The sequence below is a fragment of the Vannielia litorea genome, assembly GCF_019801175.1.
Classification (GTDB): domain Bacteria; phylum Pseudomonadota; class Alphaproteobacteria; order Rhodobacterales; family Rhodobacteraceae; genus Vannielia; species Vannielia litorea_B.
This window is the reverse complement of the sequence record NZ_JAHVJR010000003.1, coordinates 185,001-205,482: the sequence shown is the minus strand read 5'-3', so window position 1 is coordinate 205,482 and position 20,482 is coordinate 185,001. Positions and strand designations below refer to the sequence as shown.

The following is a 20,482-nucleotide window of genomic DNA, read 5'->3' as shown; positions in this document are numbered from 1 at the left end:
AATGTTGGTAGCGGCGCAGACTGGGCCGGGATCTTTCTCCGTCAAGCTGGCGTTATCGCTTCGTCGAACAGCTTCCGGACGCAGGCCGTCACACTCGCGGCACCGGGCTCACAAGCTGCAAGGCCTCACGCCGTTCGAATACATCTGCAAAATCCGGACATCAGTGCCGGAACGTTTCAACGTCGATCCAACCCATCACAATCCGGGACTGAACACCTAGAGATCGCGCACGCGGCCCAGCGTCACCTTGGCGCTGTATGTGGGACCGGCAGGGCTGAAGAGATCAACGTCATCGATATGGAGCTTGTCAGCCGGCAGGGGTTCGATGGGATAGCTCGACACCCGGCGCCATGTAACCTCCTCAACGAAGAGCACCAGCGTATCGTCGCCGTCGAGCCCCTCTGGCAGCTTGTATCGCGTTTGCCAACGCGAGAGCCAGGAGTGATCTGTTGGGCCCAACCCTTTGAATGGCTTCAGCTTTCGTTCTTCCGCTTCGCGATCGTCCCCGATCAGGGCGGGATCGCGCCGCAAACATGCCAGCAAGTCGGCCTCGGACAGGTCTTCGGCATCGATCGGTGCAGGGTCACCAAGCGGCGTCCGCGTCTTGACACCGTTTGGCAACGTCCGTTCGACATAAAGCCGGACGAGCACCTTGGGCCTTTCGTTCTCGGCATCGCGGGCAGCGATGCGCTGTTTGACGTCGTCAGTGTCGCCGACGCTTTCATCGAACGAAACCTCGCCATCCAGACTGTCGTCCAGCAACCGCTTCGCTCCAAATGATACGATACCCAGCAGGTCGACCGACAGTTCACGATCATCAAGGTGTACGCTCAGGTGGCGGTCCGGCAGAATCTGCGCCTGCTGGATCACCGGTTGCGACACCTGCAATGCGCGCGTCGTGTTGGGCTGGTACCGGACAAGGCCGAACCGCACGAACGCCTGCGGCATGCCGTGGGTATCAAGGTCGATCTCGACGTACCACTCCTCGTCTTCTGGATCGAAGCGCGGCTCGTAACAGACAAGACCGACCGTCAGTGTCTTGTCGGGTGTCAGCGCGCCCTGTTCTACCGCATCACCCACCACCGGCATCAGGACGTTGTCGACATACCGCGCTTTCCGAGGATCGGTATCGGGCCGCTCGAGATCACGATGGAAAGCGTAAGGTGCCAGAAACGGTCCGGGCAGATGCGGCGCGAGAGAAAAGTTCCGCGGCAAACTGTCGAGGACGCCCTCGAGTGCAAGACGGTGCGCCTGTTCTTCTTCCGCCAAGGCGGGATTTTGCCGGATGGTCGGGTCCGCCCCAAGACGCGTTACGAATGCGCCGCCGGGCCCAAGATCGCTGTCCTCAAAGTCACTTAGGTCGAGCGTCACCTTCGCCTGTTCGCTCTGCATGCCCTTGAAGGGCACTTTGAACGCGTGAAACGGCTTCTTCAGGCCCGGATCGATCTCAGGCGGCCAGAGGACGACGCCGAGCTTCTCGCCTTCGCCAGTTGAGTACCACTCTCGGCCCAGCCGGATGCGCGTGACGATACGTCGTGACAAGGACAGCCTGCCGGACCGCGTCCGCACGGGATCGTTCTGCACGAACTCCGGCTCGGGCGCCAGCGCGTCACAGGCCGCCGGGCGGCGTGTCGCGGGCAGCGCGACCTTCAGACGGTCGCCATCCATACCGCGATATGACAACCGCGCCGGCATCTCCTCCGCATCGCGGGCGCGGTTCAGACCGTCGATAAAGCGAACCGTCCGCATCAATCCGCTGGTGCGTGAGAACGCCCGGACTTCGAGGTCAAGCAACCGGGCTTTGCCATCCGGAAACACATGTCGCTTGGTGACACGCCATGTGCCCGTCGGATCAGTGTCGCTCAAATAGAACTGGCGGAGCTCCAGTGTTGCGTATCCATCGTCTGCCCCGACAACGGGACGCCCGATCTGTTCGACACGCAGCAAGGTGAACTCCGCGTCATCGAAACCCACCTGCCCGTTCTCGGCCAGCTTGAACCCGAAGAGATCGCGTGCGGATTGGTAGTAGTCTTCATTGTCCAGCAACTTGAAGCGCGGCCAGTACCCCGCCAAACGCGCCGCAACGCTTCTCCCGCGCGAGCGGTTGTCGAAATCGGAACTTGACGGCAACGCTCCGCGCGCCACGACCTCAAAGCCGTCCACCGTATCGAGTGCGAGGCGCAGGATGCCGTCCAAGACAAACTCGCGGCTCTCGAAATCGATGGGATGGGACCCCGTCATGAACCCCGTCGGTGCTGGACCAGCGCCCTCGGGAACAACTTGCGCCGCTGTCAACCGCTCGCGGGAGGGGCGCAAAACCCTGAGCGGATGGACGTGCCCCGCATCGACACCGGAGCGCAGTTTCGCCTCGAACGGCTCGAAATCAGCGGGGCGGTTGTCCACCAGAACCGGCGGTCGGACCGGCCGGTTGGTGGCGTGGGTGATCTCCAGCGTGCGAACGGCCGCAATCTCCGGCAAAGGGCGCGTCTTCATCAGTTGATGAATGATCTCAGCCAGACATGTCAGGATCGGCTTCGGCGGTGCCAGATGCCCGCCCGGGCCGACGAAAGAGCTTTGCAACGCAGCCGCCTTCAGGCTCTCTTCGGTCAATGCATCCGGGTCCTTGGCCAGCGCGGCCTGCATCTTGTCGTAGAGTGTTTCGCCCATCAGGGTGCGCAGTCCCGCGAGGATGCCCGTCACATCGAAATGCGACGACGCCTCACCCTTCAAGCTGCAATAGATACCGAGCATCTGAAGAAGTGAGAAGTTCCGCGCGAGTTTCTCGGCACTTGGCACTGACCAAACGTCGAGAAGATAGCTCTCTCCCGGTGCCAGCCGGGCCACAATGCGCCACACGCGCTCATTTATGGGATCGCCCGGATTACGCCCGCCCGTTTCGATGAAGATGCCGTTTCGGGGCTTGGTCAGGACGTCGTCCAGTTTGGGATTGGCGCGCGGGGTCAACCGGGTGTCGGCCTGCACGTCAAGAACGGCCGGGATCAGTCGGGGGTAGGGTTGAACGTTCGACGACCGCGGGCGCCGGTCGTGCCGCACTGTCAGGTCGGTTTCGCCGGGAGCAAGGTAACAATTCGTCCCCGGGCGGCGAAGACCGAATGCCATCAGTTCGGCCGAGGGATCGGGGTAGTAGCGCCCCTGTCCAAATGCCCCCCCGTTTCGCAAAACCGGGTCGCCATACTCCGTTGTCGTGCTCGGATCAGGCGCGCTCGGCGCTTGCCGGACAGCCCGTCCGGTCAGATAGCGCTCGTCGTTGGGCCCTTTGCGGGTTGTCGACACTGTCACAGGAAAGCCGGTCTTTGCGGTGTTTTCGGCGCGGGGAAACATACCGCGCGGGCGGGTTGGCGCTATGTCATCGAAGACACCATGCCGCTCCGCTTCCTCGAAAGATGTCGCAGCGGGCATCAGAACGCGGCGCGCCGTTCTTGGACGCGCGCGGTTCTGGAAAGCCGCCAGCTGATCGCCATCGCCGTTCTCGGTCAGCGATCGCACGACGACGCGCGTCCCTCGCTCGGGCGCCATCGGCAGGTTGCGCCGCTCGGCCATCACCCTTTCCAACAGAACAGTCGGCGGATCTATCCGGTGCTGGCGCAGGAACCGTGAATACGGTCTGCCGTTTGTCGGAACCGCGGGTAGGTGGAGTTGACCGTCCAACCGTGCATCCGACGTCCCGCCAGCGTCGACTGGCACCGAAAGACCGCCTTGATAGACAGTTCTCAACTTGAAGCGGTAAGGCAGCCCGTATCGCAGGCGCGGAGCGAGCAACTCGCGGGCATTCTGACCCGCCTGCGGCAGGGAAATCCTACGCCCGAAGTCGAACGTGTCGAGCGTCACATCCGACGCGGTCACATCGGGCGCGGACGTGTCCGCCCCCATGGGCGATCCGTCCCACTGAACGAAGGCCTCTTCGACCACGGCTTCCACATTCTGCTTGTCGAGCCCTGGACCCACATTGGCGAGCGGACTGAGCCGGGCCGGCAACGATTGCAGCGCGCTGTCGAGGCTGATCCGGTAGGCGCCACCAAACCCACCTGTCAGTCGCGGAAGAAGGTCGTCGATGACCGTTCGGGCCACGGGATCACCCGTCGTGCCATAGTCGACGATCCGCGCCGTGAGTGATCTCCAGACCGTCTCCGACTGACCAACGACCGGCAAGCCCACATCCATGCGCGTGCCAATGGCGAGATCTTCGGCGTCGAGCACAATATGGGTCTCATGCTCGCAGATCAGTTTGGCGTCGACGTCCGGCGTACATGCCCGGGGGCCGTCGCTTGCGGTGACGGTCTTGCTGACGCGCCGCGCCGCTTTCCGCGCCGCTTGGCGGAGCGCCCCCCGATCCAGCAGGGCCAGGCCCGCCGTCTGGAACGTTGAATTGTCCTCGAGGTCAGGCCAATGCCCGACCTCAATCTGTAAGCTTAATTCGGCGCGCACGGTCGCATGCTCGGGATGATCCGGGTCCATGAGACGTTCGTCTTCATGCCAGACATCCAGCGATTGCAGGTTCGCCAACCGGGTCTTGCGGCGCTGCAACTCCAACTCGGTCGCGGTCCGGATATCAAGGCTCGTCACTTCAAAACGACGCACCAATGGCCCGCTCTTGTCAGTCATGTTCGACGGCGTCCCGGCACCCATGACCCGGTGCCCGTCAAACTCCGTGAGAGAGTTGGCATTACAGGGAATGTTGGGGCCAAGATTTACTTCGGCCTCCGTTGCGGGCCAGAACCACAGATCGTCTTCTTCGATGCGGACTTTTGTGAGCGTCCACGGCAAGGAGCGGTTCGGCGCGGCGGGGCAACTGATGTACAGGAACCCCTCCGACTTCCCGCCGAGGCAGGTTTCGATGCTGGCGCGCATCTCGTCGAGATCAATCTCCACATCGACCGCCAGGCCGAAAAGGCGCGAGATTGCAGGCGTTGATTGCGCGGTAAAGAAGGTGCGGATGCCCTCCTGCCGAATGGCGTTTGCCTCGTCGGTCTCCTGTCTCTGAACACGCGCCTTTTGTCCGAACGTGCCACGCTCTTCACTGTACGTTGGCCATGACGCCAAATCGTGAGCATCGGCTGCAGCGTCGAAGGCCGCGTCACCTGCCCCGTTGATCGGGGCTACGACACCCGCCGACAGATCGGCCACCTGATCGGTCGCACTACATTCGATCTGGTCGGCCTCTTCCAGCGCGCTATCGAAGTACGACTTGCCCTTTTCTCGAAGCCCCGTGGCCGCCTTTCGAAGCCGAGCGTGCTCTTTAATCTTGGCCTCGCGCAGTTTGCCCTGTACGTCTGGCTCGTGCTCGGCGATCTGCGCCTGAAGCGTTTCCTCATCGAAGCCGGGACTTTCGATATTGTAGGTGTCGGGTTGCGGTACAAAAGCGCCCCGGTCATCATCGGCGTCCTTCTGAACCGCCAACACCTTGTCGACCATTCGGTTGAGTTCTGCCTTCTTGCGCGCGTCTAGATCACCGCAGGCGCAGGAAATAGAGCAGAGCAGTTCTTCGACACGTTGAAACTCAAGGCAGACGGACAAGTCCGCCTGCGGGACGGTGAACATCGAACGCAAGCGGCGGCGGCTTTCCTCAACCACTGGCTTGTCGACCTGGCCATGATCCCCGAAAAGCGCTGCATCATGAGGTACCTGGTCCGCCTCTAGTAGATCGGCTTCCATCGCCCCCTGATCGAGAGAAGCGGCAATCGCTGCCGCAAGCGCGGCCCAGTTTTCCCGCGTCGGGTCCTTAAAGATGCCCTTTCGCCAAAGCTCTCCCACACGCGCGATATCGCGGTCGCGCCTGAGCGTCCGCCCAGCCAGCCGCGCCTGCCCCCGGACAAGAACGGCATCGCCGCAATTTGCGGGCCGGGGCTTCATAAACGTCCCACCATTGCCCTCGACATATGTCACAGGAAGAACAGCCAACGGCAGCGACCATGTCTCAGCAGGGAAGTTCGGCGCACCTACTCCGGTTTTCAGTACTGTGAAGATGTCGCTGGTCCAGTCGTTGAGCGTGAGGCCTGTGGCTGTTTCCGACAGGTCCGGCGAGAAAAGGAGCGTTGCGCGCAATGTCCCGCCACCTGAACCTGCGGGCACCACGCGTGCGTAGGGCTCGACATGGATGTCTTCTGATTCGGTGGATATCGCGGAATTGGAGGATGTTCTGGCCATCAGAAGACATCCTCGACCCGAAGGCGATTGTCGAAGTAGCGCCTGTATTCACGCCAACTCTGGGATTTCGGGACTACATCCACCTCAACCTGCGGGACGCGGTCAGTGATGATCAGATCGCTTGCATCGCGTGAAACGAAACTTGCCCCCGCGATAAGGTGCCCGGCAAGTCGCGTTCCCGGCGGCGGCAGCGATGCCTGGCTGCTGGACTCGAAGCCCTTGCCCTCTTGCCGCCAGACCTCCACCGAGAACTCGAAGTCCTTAATTCCCATCGAAAAAGAGAAGGTGAAGACCGCCTCGCCCGACATGTCCCCATTGACCATGCCGAGCCGAACATAAAGCGAGGAGCCGAACGAAAAGATCCAGATGTTTGCCGAGCCACCGGCGAAAAACGTGCCCGAGATCTCGGTCACCTTTCCTCGGCCCGGCACCTGTGTTTGGCGGACATAGACACCGGCCATCAAACGGCCCTGCCCAGTCAGCGGACCGAATGCGAAGGCCCCCGCGCCGCCGAATTCGAAGGACGCCTCGAAGCCTACGATTCCTTTAGTGTTGGCTTCGATAGCGAAAAAGCCGGAACCGCCATAAGGTGCGATCGAAACCGTGAAGGGCGCGCTCCGTCGCGAGAGCGATCCGCGGAACCGAGCCTCGTCATTGTCAAATGGCAAGCGCGCTGCGGCCGAAATAGCCACGTTGAAAAACGACGCCGTCCCGATGCTGATTGTCCCAAGAGGTAGATCGTATCCCGCCTCGATGCCGATGGGGGAAAACAGCGGCTCGAGATAGAAGCCGGATCCGTCCTTGGGCGTGAAGTAGGATTGCAGTTGCTGAACGAACTCCAGTTCCTTGCCGATGACATAATCCGAGTAATCCACGTCGAAACGCGGGTCCGCCCCGTTCTCTGTGACGAACATCGCGCCGTTGAACTTGAGCTTGATCGCGTCGAAGCTGCCGACAAGGTTGATGTCGAACTTGCCCAGCACGCCCTCCGAACGGAAACTAACCTCCGGCCGGCCGCTTCCGATATCGACGGCTATGACGCTGTTGACGGTAAAGCTCGACCCTTTGAGTGGCTCGAATATACCGGCGGTTGCAGCCTTCATCCCCGGGTTCAACTTGGCGCCGAACGCATATTTCATCTCGACCTTGGTCGGCACGAGCGCGCGCAACTCCGCCTCGATCTGATCGCGGATCTGGTCGAAGGGGAATTGTTGGATGATGTTGCCGCGAATGAGGTCGGCGAACACTTCTTGCACACCGCGCAGGATCAAAAGCGGTGTACTGTTGCGTTGCGTCCATTCGGTGACGAACTCCTTGAGGAACGCCCTATGCGCTGCATTTGACACAGGCGTCGCACCATCGCCCGCATCGGTGAACGCGGCCTGCAACAGGCGCACATCCTCGGACAGCCGGTCGTCAAATGTGACGTCGTCGGCAGGTGTCCCGTCACGCTTCTCAACAAGCAGCACCGGCTTCAAGAGTGCCGCCGCCGCACCGGTGCCATCGAGCACCTCGTCGCGCAGGTCTTGCAGACACAGGTAAAGGGCCCAGACGAGGCCAAACTTGGCATCCTTGTAGTCTTGACCGAGGCTCGGCTTGTCGATCAGCAGTACATCGCGAAGACCATCAGCCGGGTTTCCGATGACATAGGTCACCAGCCTGTCCAACTGTCGCTCGACCTCGGCCGTTAGGACACCGAAGGCACGATCGACGGCTCCAGAATAAGACAGGATGAACTTGGTAATCTGTTCTTCGACTCGGTAGAAGATCGAGCGCAGGTCGTCCTCGTCGACGGGAACCCTTTGCACGAAATTGACCTGCACCCAGAAGGTGGGCACGTCGAGACCCGGCGCAGTCTTGCGTTCGGCCTGTGCCAGCAACAGGTCCATGGCCCTGTCCGGGTTCGCGCGCGCCGCCGTCAGATCCCGCTGAAGTGCTGCCTCCAATGCCGTGAAGAACGTCTCGAGTTCGCTGGCAGCCTGGATGATTTCAGCGAACGCATTGGTCTCGATCTGAACAAACCGGCGAAGGTCCTGGCTGATCGCGTCGAACCTGTCCTGAATCTCGCGCGCATGCAGGTTCACCTGCACGACGAGCGCGCGGATTTTCTTCGCGAGTTCCAGCATCGCTTCAAGCGCACGCGTCGCATAATCCGCGATGACTGCGTCAACCTGTTCGCGAATTTCCGTGAACCGCTGCTCGGCCTCGGCCAGAAACGCGTTCAGTTCCGCCACCTGCCCGCCGGGCGGGACCTCGGCGATAACATCGTCGATCGCCTTCTTGACCAAACCGGCGATGCCACCCGCAGCCGCGACGGTCGCAACGTTCCGGTCCGTCGCCAGCGCCTCCAGCGTCTGCGAGATTGCCGCCATGTTCCGCAGGGCGCGGTCGAGCATCTGCCGCCGTCCCCTGAGGAATGCAGCCGTCTGTTTGCTGAGGCGCTGAACGGCCGCCGTCGGATCGGTACAAAGGTCGGCGAGGTCGTCAAGTGCGGTCTGAAACGCCTCGCCGAGCCCCTTCAGTCGCACCGCATCATCAACCAGATCACAGTGCAATTTCGTCAGCGCGCCGAGCAGGTCATCCGCTGTCTCGTCGATCTTGTCAGCGGCGCGAAGCGCAGTTGTGCGCGCGGCGCGAATGAGCGGCTCGATCTCCGCCTTCTGAGGATCGGGGATATCGTCAAATTCATCGCTCTCAAGGATATCACCGAACGCCTCTTGGATCGGGCCTGGAGCAACGGCCGTCTTCACCTCCGCGATCTTGTCGTGCCACCCTTTGAGAGCGGAGAACAACTCCGGCGAAACAACCGTGACATTGGGATCATCGAACCCTTGGCAAGGCTCGACCGGAATGGTCCCGATGCTGATCTGATAAAATGCAAGGCGCGACGGATCGACGGCTTTCGCAACACTTTCAAGTGCATCGGCCACGGGCTTTGGTCGGCAGATCGACGCAACATCGAAGTTCAGGTCGCCGGTCAGAACCTCCACCGCCTCAAGCGCGTGTTGAAGCGCGAGTTCCACGTTGATCGGCGTCGTCTCCAATGTGTTGGCGACTTTCTGAACGGCGTCGGCAAACCGCAGCAGCGGGTCAAACTCGCGAACCAGGTGGTCCACGAGGATGTCGAAATACCTGTCGGCTTCGGCTTCGATCAGCGACTGAAGACCGGCAATGGTGCGGGCGTATTCGGCAGCCGTGTCGGTTGCGATCTCTGCAAGCTTCGTTTGCGCGGCCTCCAGACGCTCGTCCAGATGCTCCCGAACCCGATCAACCAAATCCTCACCTGCCGTCGATGTGAGGATCTGCTCGAGGTCCAACTTTTGATCGTCTTGCAAGCGCGTGTCTTGCAGGCGCGTCAGGACGATATCCACGAACTCTTCGATAACGCCTCGCACGAAACCGCGCGTCGGGAATGCCAGTTCAAACGCCTCCTGAAGCGCCACGTCGGGCGGCCTCGGCAACAGGATCGGAAAGGCGGTGAACGGCGCGTCCGCTTCTTCTCGTCGGAGCGCGGTCGGTCCACGCCCGCGTGCTCGCGTTTCAGGCGGTGGAACAAGGAAGAGTGCGATGCGTTCGGCCACCTCGTCTTTCAGGGGATCAAGAACATCTTCGGCAAGCTTCGGCAGCGCATCTGCAAAGTCGACCGCCAGCGTCTGAATGACGTTGACCCGGCTGACAAAGGCGTTCTCGAACCGCTCGACCGGGTTGGTGGCCGTCGCCTGCACTGCATTCAGGAAGCGCTGGCCCGCTTCGTAGACTTCGGACAGCGACAGCGCGAACTCGATCCCGTCTTCGATCTCAAGCGATGACTGGACAGCCGCTTGCAACGACCGAAGCCCCGCAAACAGTTCTGGGAAAAGTTCCTGGAGGGTCACAGGTTGAACGACGGCACTGCTGACGTTCTGCAACCGGCGCAAATCCTCATCGATGTCGGTCCAGCTTTCCCGGATGACCGCCAATGCACGGTCCATCGGCCTGAGAACGCTGTCCTTCAGAAAGTTCGTCGCATCGTCGGCCGCTTCGCCAAGTTGCCCAGCCCCATACTGGACCTGTTCGACCAGTTCGGGCGGCCCGTCCTTGCCGTCGCCGCTGAGCTCCATCAAGAGTTTCAGCAGGTCCTTGATCGAGACGAGCCCAAGGATCTTCGCATCGCTGTCGAAGATCTCCTGGAAGAACTCGCGAAGCTTATTCAATTCCTCGGTCACACCTGCGATCGGGTCTTCCGAACGCGTGGCGGGCACATCTTCGGGACGGGCGATCGGCTTCTTTTGCGGCTTCGCTGTCGGAGGCAGCGCATTGAAGGCCGCCGCGAGGCTCGGCTGAGCGACATCGGCAATGTAGGCGTTCCCACCGGGCGGCGGGGGCACCGCATGCCGACGCAAGTCGAACGCCGCCGCGGTCTTGTCACCGAGAGTGACCGCGCCCTTCGACCTCGAGAGTGCGACGACCTCCCCTTTCGGTCGGAAAACACCGCCGGAATTGTCCCCTTGTGCGCCCATATCCTGAAGCTTCGGGTCGGCGTTGATCAGGAAGATTTGCGAACCGTTGCCGATCGCGCGGGATGCGTCTTCGATATCGGCGGCGATCTTCTGCTCCGAAACCTCCGCATCCGGGATGGCAAGCGGCAGACCGTTGGCGAGGTAGTGACCGTCAAAGCGCACCCGGACCGAACCGAACGCCTTGCCCGTCAGCCGCTCGACCTGCCGCAACTGGACGCGTGCAGTGTCGAGCACCGGATAGAATGGCGGCTGATCGACACCCTGAAGCAGCGGTGTAAACACGTAAGAGGTGTTGTCGAACCCGAAGATGCGCACCTTGCTGCCAGAGGCACCGCCCTGAAACGCCAGATCGGCAGGGGCAAGCCGGTTCTCCCGACCCTCGACCGCGAGCGTCCACGCGTCGGTTTCGATGCTTGCCGACCCCGATGTGATCTCATCGGCATAACGGATTTTGCTTCCATCGAACCTGATACTCCGTTTGTGACGGATCGGGTCGATGTCCTCGCCCTCGATATCGGGCGACGGGATTCCGCCAGCAGTCTTGGCATTGTAATAGGACTGCAGAAGCGCCAGCGCCTCTCGGCTGTTGGCCGCAGTGTTGTCAACGAAGATGAGCGGCATGTCGGTAAAGTGCCCGGCGATATCCAACTCGAACCGCACTTCGGCCCCATCGATCAGGGCGGTGCGCGGGAAGAAAGCGAGCCCGGCGAAAGAGCCCAACGTAATCCTCCCGCTCGGCAGAAGCGTCGCCTCGGTGGCGGAGCCCGATTGACCGCCTTGCCCATAGTAAGGGTCGACGATATCCGGGCTTTGAACGGTCAGCACGCTGATCCGATCGGCTGGCATGCTGCGCCCGCCATTGGGTTGGCCGACAGCCGGGAACACCTTGAGCGGCTTGCTGCACCTTATGAACATCCGCTGGCGCAGATAGGCCCGCTGCACCCCGTCCGCCGGGTCCACGAAATAGGTCCGTTCTGTTACCTTGATCAGCGACGCACGATGCCCAAGCGGATACAAGAACCCCTTGTAGACGATCTCGGTAAAGACATCGCGTCCAAGCACTGTCCATTGCTGCCACTTCTCGACAGAAAGCGTGTCGAAGAGCTCCGTTCCGTCCAGCTGACGAGCGGCGACAGGCGGCTCGAACGACGTGTCGAGGCGCAGTGAACCGCCAAGCGTCGACAAGGACAGCTCCGATACTTCAAGCGGTGCGGGCCGATATATCGCACTGCCGGGCAGCAGGTCCGAAATCGCGAACCCCATCAACACATCGATCTGCCCGGAATTCGCGATCACCTTCCGATCCTGGCCCAGGCGTCCCGTCACCGGCAGGCCATAGGCGGAACTGAGTACGACCAGTTGATGCCGGTCGTTGGCAGAAAGCGGCGCACGGAAATGGCGGAGATGTTCGAACAGCGCATTCGCCACGGTCCGGTCGAACGTGTCGCCCACGGCACTCCAGCGGCGAAGATAGGGACTGCGCCGACACAAAAGCTCGATCAGGCGGGGCAGCACGTAGGGCTTGGCGTCGGCTTGCTCGATCACCGCCTTGCAAAACGCACGCTCGTCCGGGTCCATCGCGAGCAGCGTGTCGAGTCGGGAGAAATTGACCTCGTCCTCATCCGCGCTCCACTCATCCGCGTCATTCGAGTTGCGCGCGATCACGTCCTTCGTGACCTGCAGCGCCTCGGGCGTGATCCCGAGCCCTTCCGTCGGACCGATCATCCAGGGAGCGATATTTCCAGCCGGCGGTGGGCTGCCACCGGGCAAGCGATACTTGTCTTCGGACAGTAGTCTGCCTTGCCGCAGCCGCGCGCCGCCCCAGACGAAATCCGGTCTGAAATCCTGGCTGTGGATCGCCCTCAGACCGGGATTGAGCCCATCGGTGTGCAGTCGTGCGGTCCAGAGCCGCCCGTTTTCGGATCGGACGAAATCCGTCTCGGACGCTTCGGTGACCTTGACGTTCGTCTCTTGAAAAATCGCGCGGATCACGCCGCGGCGGTTCAGGAAAACCGCCGTGTCCGACGGTGAAAGCTGCAGCCGCGCGGGGATCTCGATCGCTGTCTCGTAGGCGCCCGGCGGGTCCTTCATCGACCGCTCGATGTCGCCAAGCCGGGTGGCGGCATCCACCGAACCACCCTCCCCGGCTTCCGTGTAGCCCAGCGACCGAAGCCGTGCCGCCTCGGAGAGATCGATGGTCCGGCCGCTCCGCGCGTCGAGCCGTCCGCCCGGACCCGGCGAATAGACGTTGGCCGCGCGCTTGACGACCGAGAGTTCCATCGCCGACCAGTCTGTCAGCGCGCGCATCGTGAAAGGCATGCGCGACCGCCCCAGCCCGAGCGTCTCCTCCGGCACCTGATCGAGCGCGTCGACCAAACGATCGGTTTCGGCGTTGACACGCGCGCGCGCCGCCGCGACCCGGTCCCGGCACGACACCCGGAACGCCAGTCTTGAGGGCGACGCGTTGCGCGCATGTGCGAGACCGGTCGGGCGCCGGCTGAGCGTCAGGAATTCGCCGAATGCCGCGATCACGCCGTTGACGTGTTCGGGCGTCCGCAGCGGGTGCGGGGCGACCGCCCAACGGCGCATGTTGTAGGTGGCACCGTCCCCGTTCTTGATCGGTACGGCATCGATCGCGAACTCGATGTTCAGCGGATCAGGCGTGAAGCCCTCAAAACCCGAACTCGCGCTTTGCAAGGCATCGAGCGTCTGTTCCCGATAAAAGGACCGGAACAACTGATAGGACGGCACGGCGGCTTCCACTCGGCCCTCAAGCGCGAGGGCGGCCGAAAAATTCGTCTCGAACCCGCGAATGTCGTCCTCGTCCGCGGCGGCGAGTCGGCTCGCCTGCTCTCTGACCGCCGCAAACATCGCCGTGACAAGCTCGTCGATCACCGCCGCCTGCAAGTCGCGCTGGATCTGGCGCAGCACGATAGAGGTATCGGGATCGAGCGCGATCGGCCCGATATAGACCTTCTGGTCGGCAGGCAGCGTGCGCGTGTCGATCCCGAGAAACAGAAGCGTGCGTGACATGCCGGGCGCGGTCGCATTCTCCAACGCCGAGTAGACTAGAGAAAACGCCTTGGTATCGTCGGCTGTTTCCTCGACTTTGACTTTCTTGACCTCCTCTCGAAAGAGCTTTCGGTCGTTTACGCGCACGAGACGAGACAACGCGACCGAAACCGCCGATTTGTCGAAGGGATCGACCACCCATCTCTCGTTGGTGAAATCGCTCTTGGTGTCAGGCTGCAATTGTACCCGCGTGAGCGCGCCATCTGTGCGCTCCAGAAATGTGCGTTTGCTGAGTTGCCTGTCGGGCGTCAGGTCCGGCAGCGGCGTTGGCGCGGGCACAAAACATGCCTCTTCCAGCACGTGTTGCGGTGGGAATTCGGCCACCAGCAACGGCCGCGTGTCACGGGGGCCGTGTTGCGGATCAACCGCACCGCTGGTCAAGTTCGGCGCGGTTTCCGCTCCGCAAACCGCCTGCTCCATCACGATTTCATGGTCGCTATCCGTGATGGCGAGCCCAAGGCCCTGAAAGCGGAAATTCATACACGCCATGTCATCGGCGCGCGCCGCGTAAAGCTTCGCGCGCGACAGTCCGAAATACCCGCGCAACGCGTCCGGTCCGACCGGCCCAAGCGCCAGGAACGAGCCCTGATATTGCCCGGTCTCCGTCGCGACGGGATCGTCTTCGCGGTTCTCAGCTGCCTCGAAGAGAACGCGGAACTCGGTCGGATCAAAGATCAGACGGCTGTAATGGGCATCTGGCAACGCGAAAGCCGCCTCGACCAGTTCAAGGTTCGCTTCCAGCCACTGGAGGATCGGCGCATTCGATGTACCGATCGTCTGCGAGCGAAGCGCGGCGCGGAATTGCGCGCCGGACAGGTTTCGGAAGAGCGGTGGAACGACGCCTTCCTCCTCCGCCTCAGCCCTGAGACCCAGCGCAACGACGGTGCCGAGTTCAGAGTTGAAACGCACCACATCACGAGCCGTGAAATCGGCACTGAACTCGACCGCATTGTCGAACCGCACCGGATCGCCTGAAATGCCGGAGATCGGCAGCGCCGCGCGCCGTGCGAGTATGCCCCGAAGTCCTCTGAAGGGCCCGGTTTCGACTCCATCGATCTCGGCGCGCGCGGACCAGACAGCCTCGATTCGCATTTCGGACACGCGGGGATAGACGGCCGTGCCCCGTCCCTCGTCCCGGTCAGCCGTCCGCATCACGGCGCGAAGCGGCGACGCGTCCGGGTTCTCGGCGGTCAAACGCAAACTTCGGCCACTGCCATAGGTGATATCGACATCCCCGAAGACATCGCCGAAGGCCACCACGGCGGACGCGCTGGCATCGCCAAGGGCCACGCACATCGGGTCGTCCTCCGCTCCGCCATCGCTGGTGCCAAGGCACCAACCGACCCGCACCCGTCCGAGCGTCAGGTTGCCGTTCATCGCACGCACGAACGGCAAGTTCGGCGCGCCACCATAGGTCCAGTCGCCGTTGGGATGCAGACGGAGGAGCGTGTCATCGCCGATCGGCGCGATCAGCGTGTTCGACACGCGGCGGAAAAACCCGGCGGCGCGACTGCGCCGGATGGTCTGCAGGAACGGAGCGTCCTCTCGGACAAAGGCGCGGAAATCAAGGAACCGCCCCGTCGTCGTGGCACCCAGATCAAAGAAAGCGCCGGCCTGGCTGCCGGACCAAACATTGGTCTCTCCAAGAATGGCCCAGGTCCGTCGACCACCGCGAACGAACCGCTTGAAACTGATGGTCAGCGTACGGTTGGCCTCGCGACCGTAGCGGATGCCAAGGACCTCCAGCCGGTACTCGGGGCTGGTTTCGATCCCCTCCACACGCACTTCGAACCGGGCTTCCCGGCCGAACTTGCGGGCATCCACCGTCCAGACGATGTCATCAGCAAACAACCCTTGGCGAAAGCGTTGCCATGCTTCGAAACGTTCGCGATCAGTCTTGACGGAGTGCAAACCCGCCTGGAGTGTCGCCAGATCGCCCATGATGATGCTGACGGTCAGATAGCGCCGATCTTCAGAGAAATCGAAGCTCAGATCAAAATCTTCATGAATTCCTTGCGCGCCAAGACCGGTAGCCGCCAATCCCCCCGCGGTCGTTCCCAGAAAGGCGCGCCGCGTCAGCGGCAGAGCGCGCGCGACGAACTGCGGGTCTTCATCCTTCATGGAATATGACGCGAGGAGACATTGCCGTCCCCGGACAACCAGTCAAATAATCAGACACTGCAAATCCCCCCGATTTGAAAACGTCAGGCCATACGGCCGATTACTTCTCCCTCAAATACGGATCGGCGCGCATCATGCGCCGTTCGCCTTGGCAAGCTCCGGTATGTAGTCCACTGGCCGCTTCGCGCCCCGATCCGGGACCTTCAAACCGATCTTACCAGCGATGAATTGTACGAACGTGATGCAGTCGTCCTCGAGCAACCGATACACCGAGAACCGTTCGGCCAGTTGGTCGATATCGCCCTCGAACACCTCTTCGAAGTCAACCGCGCGGGCGGAGTCAAGCGCTGCCTGCCAGGCCTCCGAATTGACCAGAACCGGCAGGCAATTCTGGCTGCGATCAGTGAGGATTTCCTCGGAAAAAGCGCCGACAACCGCACTCGTCGTGAACTTCTTGCCCGCAGCGGGAGCCCAGCCAGTCGCCAGCATGAAATCGGCAGACTGCCCCGGCGCGGCGCGCGTGTAGATTACGAATGCGTGGGTCGGTAGGATATTTCCGTCAGAAAGGCGGGAGCAAAAGGCGATGCGGTAGTCGAGGGGTTCCGTTCGTACCCGCTTGTCCACCGCTGCATAGTCAGCAAATGCGGCAGACACCGATCCAATCGAGAAAACAACGGCTAGAACAACTTTCAAAGAAATATGTCCTTTCGATCTTCAACCTAACGTTAAGTTAGCGGTGTTGATTCGCGCAAGGCCTCTGCGGCTATCGCAACTTATCGGGGGACGCGACGAAAGACGTGCATGCTTGCCTTCGGACAACCGGACCGCCGCGATGGAGATATCGAGTAGTTGCCGGTCCAAGCCCTCGCCGACACGCATCGTCGGCGGCCAAGCCTCCGCCTACTACCACTTCAACGACGCGCGCTGCCTTTCTTCGAGATCAATTCAGAAGGCGAACCGAACCACTGCTGGGGCTAAGTGGTGGCAACTTGGTGCTGCGTAAGGGCGTTAATGTTGTTATCGCCCCCCTCGTGGCATCGGTGTACCAAGCGCAACAAACCAAAAGACATGATACATCATAGTGATACGGGATCTTGATATGCGTCTTGGGCGTTCCGACACCGAACCGCTGCTGCAACCCGAGTCTTGATCATGAACCGAGCGGCTTCCGATTGAAATCGGCTCGCTGAGTCGCGAAAAAAATCTGATAGAAGCATTAAAACGTGCCGGCCATGGACCCCTTTACGCTATTGAAATAGTATCGAAATATCTCCTATCCATCACGAGAACGACGCCGACTGGCCGCTACTCTACTCCGTCACATTTGGTTGCGGGGTGATTTGCACCTACGAGGCTAAGTCACTGATATTGCTTGGGCTAAACGAGCGGCGATATCTCTCCACCCCCAAGGCATTGAAATTAATCTATTTTCTTGAGGAGTTTGGTTGCGGGGGTAGGATTTGAACCTACGACCTTCAGGTTATGAGCCTGACGAGCTACCGGGCTGCTCCACCCCGCGACACTTGGGTGCGCGATTGCTGCTTCCGAACTTTCGCGCTGGTCATCGTCTTGAGAGATACGGCGGATGATTTCTTACTAGGTTTGGCGGCGACCTACTCTCCCACGTCTTAAGACGCAGTACCATCGGCGCTACGGCACTTAACGGCCAGGTTCGGGATGGAGCTGGGTGTTTTGCTCGCGCTATGACCACCAAACCGAGAAAGAAACCATCATCCAAGTCAAGCACTGTATGTGTAGTACGGCTTTCGATCAGTAACGGCCTTGCTGTTACTGGATCAAATCAAGCCTATCGGGCAATTAGTACCGGTCAACTGAATGCATTGCTGCACTTACATCTCCGGCCTATCGACGTGGTGGTCTACCACGGCCCTCAGGGATACCTTGTTTTGAGGGGGGCTTCCCGCTTAGATGCCTTCAGCGGTTATCCTTTCCGATCATAGCTACCCAGCACTGCCGTTGGCACGACAACTGGTCCACCAGTGGATCGTTCACCCCGGTCCTCTCGTACTAGGGGCAACTCCTCTCAAGTATCCTACACCCACGGCAGATAGGGACCGAACTGTCTCACGACGTTCTAAACCCAGCTCACGTACCTCTTTAAACGGCGAACAGCCGTACCCTTGGGACATGCTCCAGCCCCAGGATGAGATGAGCCGACATCGAGGTGCCAAACGGTGCCGTCGATATGGACTCTTGGGCACCATCAGCCTGTTATCCCCGGCGTACCTTTTATCCGTTGAGCGATGGCCCTTCCACTCGGGACCACCGGATCACTATGGCCGTCTTTCGACTCTGCTCGACCTGTCAGTCTCGCAGTCAGGCTGGCTTATGCCATTGCACTCAACGAGCGATTTCCGACCGCTCTGAGCCAACCTTCGCGCGCCTCCGTTACTCTTTGGGAGGCGACCGCCCCAGTCAAACTACCCGCCACACAGGGTCCCGGATCCGGATAACGGACCGCGGTTAGACATCAAGCAGAACAAGGGCGGTATCTCAAGGAAGGCTCCCCAGGAACTGGCGTCCCTGGTTCAAAGCCTACCGCCTATCCTGCACATGTTGTGCCTGATGCCAGTGTGAAGCTGTAGTAAAGGTGCACGGGGTCTTTCCGTCTAACCGCGGGAAGCCTGCATCTTGACAGGCAATTCAATTTCGCTGAGTCGATGTTGGAGACAGCGGGGAAGTCGTTACGCCATTCGTGCAGGTCGGAACTTACCCGACAAGGAATTTCGCTACCTTAGGACCGTTATAGTTACGGCCGCCGTTTACCTGGGCTTCAATTCGGAGCTCTCACTCCTCCTTTTAACCTTCAGGCACCGGGCAGGCGTCAGACCCTATACGTCGTCTTGCGACTTCGCAGAGCCCTGTGTTTTTAGTAAACAGTCGCCACCCCCTGGTTTGTGCCCCCGGATCCAAGTTGCCTTGAACCCGGGCCTCCTTCTCGCGAACTTACGGAGGTATTTTGCCGAGTTCCTTCAACATCGTTCTCTCAAGCGCCTTGGTATTCTCTACCAGTCCACCTGTGTCGGTTTAGGGTACGGTCTGATGGAAGGCTATTTCCAGGAACCCCTAAGCAGCCCATTCAATCCGATAAGGATGAACTACCTTCGGGATCCGTCACATCTTCCTGGCCCACGAATATTAACGTGGTTCCCATCGGCTACGCATTTCTGCCTCGCCTTAGGGGCCGGCTTACCCTGCTCAGATTAGCTTTAAGCAGGAACCCTTGGACTTTCGGCGACAGGGTCTCTCACCCTGTTTGTCGCTACTCATGTCATCATTCTCGCTAGTGATCTCTCCACCGGATCCCTCACAGGCCGGCTTCACAGAAAACTCCTTGCCTTCGATACACCCCGGAGGATGTATGAAAGGCGTGGAGTTATGTCACACTACGCTCCGCTACCATGCGCTATGCGCATCCTAAGCTTCGGCTCATGGCTTGAGCCCCGTTACATCTTCGCCGCAGGACAACTTATCTAGACCAGTGAGCTGTTACGCTATCTTTAAAGGATGGCTGCTTCTAAGCCAACCTCCTGGTTGTTTTGGTCGTCCCACCTGCTTTCCCACTTAGCCATGAATTGGGGGCCTTAGCTGTAGGTCAGGGTTGTTTCCCTCTCCACGACGGACGTTAGCACCCGCCGTGTGTCTGCCATCTAGTACTTCCGGGTATTCGGAGTTTGGTTAGGATCAGTAAGCCTGTGGGGCCCCATTACCCATCCAGTGCTCTACCCCCCGGGGTATTCGGATGACGCACTACCTAAATAGTTTTCGCGGAGAACCAGCTATCTCCGAGTTTGATTGGCCTTTCACCCCTAGGCACAGCTCATCCCGATCTTTTTCAACAGATGTGGGTTCGGTCCTCCAGTGAGTGTTACCTCACCTTCAACCTGGCCATGCCTAGATCACTCGGTTTCGGGTCTGATCCAACATACTCATTCGCCCTATTAAGACTCGCTTTCGCTGCGCCTACACCTAACGGCTTAAGCTTGCATGTTAGACCAAGTCGATGACCCATTATACAAAAGGTACGCCGTCAGAGCTCGAGGCTCCTCCGACTGCTTGTAGGCGTCCGGTTTCAGAAACTGTTTCACTCCCCTCGTCGGGGTGCTTTTCACCTTTCCCTCACGGTACTGGTTCGCTATCGGTCAGTAAGGAGTACTTAGCCTTCGAGGGTGGTCCCCCGATCTTCAGACAGGATTTCACGTGTCCCGCCCTACTTAATACATCCAATCATGCTTCCTATACGGGGCTGTCACCCGCTGCGGCTGAGCTTTCCATCTCATTCTAGTCACATTCATGGCTTGGCTGGTCCCCGTTCGCTCGCCGCTACTAGGGGAGTATCATATTGATTTCCTTTCCTCTGGGTACTTAGATGTTTCAGTTCCCCAGGTTTGCTCTTAAAACCCTATGTATTCAGGAATTAAGTACCTGTTTCAGCCCATTATAAATTGCCGAAGCAAATTATAACGAACTGTCAGGTGGGTTGCCCCATTCGGAGATCCGCGGGTCAAAGGCTATTCTCGCCTCACCGTGGCTTATCGCAGAGTATCACGTCCTTCATCGCCTCTTACTGCCAAGGCATCCACCAAACGCCCTTCTCGCGCTTG

3 protein-coding genes, 1 tRNA gene and 2 rRNA genes (1 of these 6 running past the window's edge) are annotated in these 20,482 nt (G+C 60.4%); all 6 read right to left on the bottom strand.

Features of this window, described 5'->3' with window-relative positions:
- Positions 1 to 216 precede the first annotated feature (216 nt).
- On the bottom strand, positions 217 to 6,165 hold the full coding sequence (locus KUV38_RS19385; RefSeq protein ID WP_222471865.1) for a hypothetical protein: 5,949 nt from the start codon (positions 6,163 to 6,165) through the stop codon (positions 217 to 219).
- Positions 6,165 to 15,857 carry a hypothetical protein gene (locus KUV38_RS19380; RefSeq protein WP_222471864.1) on the bottom strand — a complete coding sequence of 3,231 codons (9,693 nt, stop codon included), beginning with the start codon at positions 15,855 to 15,857 and terminating at the stop codon, positions 6,165 to 6,167. The genes KUV38_RS19385 and KUV38_RS19380 overlap by 1 nt, the downstream gene beginning before the upstream one ends.
- 132 nt (positions 15,858 to 15,989) lie before the next feature.
- Positions 15,990 to 16,550: a hypothetical protein gene (locus KUV38_RS19375; protein WP_222471863.1), complete on the bottom strand. Its 561-nt coding sequence runs from the start codon at positions 16,548 to 16,550 to the stop codon at positions 15,990 to 15,992.
- 749 nt (positions 16,551 to 17,299) lie between these two features.
- Positions 17,300 to 17,376, bottom strand: a tRNA-Met gene (locus KUV38_RS19370).
- Positions 17,377 to 17,457: 81 nt separating this feature from the next.
- A 5S ribosomal RNA gene (gene rrf, locus KUV38_RS19365) occupies positions 17,458 to 17,572 on the bottom strand.
- 82 nt (positions 17,573 to 17,654) lie between these two features.
- A 23S ribosomal RNA gene (locus tag KUV38_RS19360) occupies positions 17,655 to 20,482 on the bottom strand (it continues 3 nt past the right edge of the window).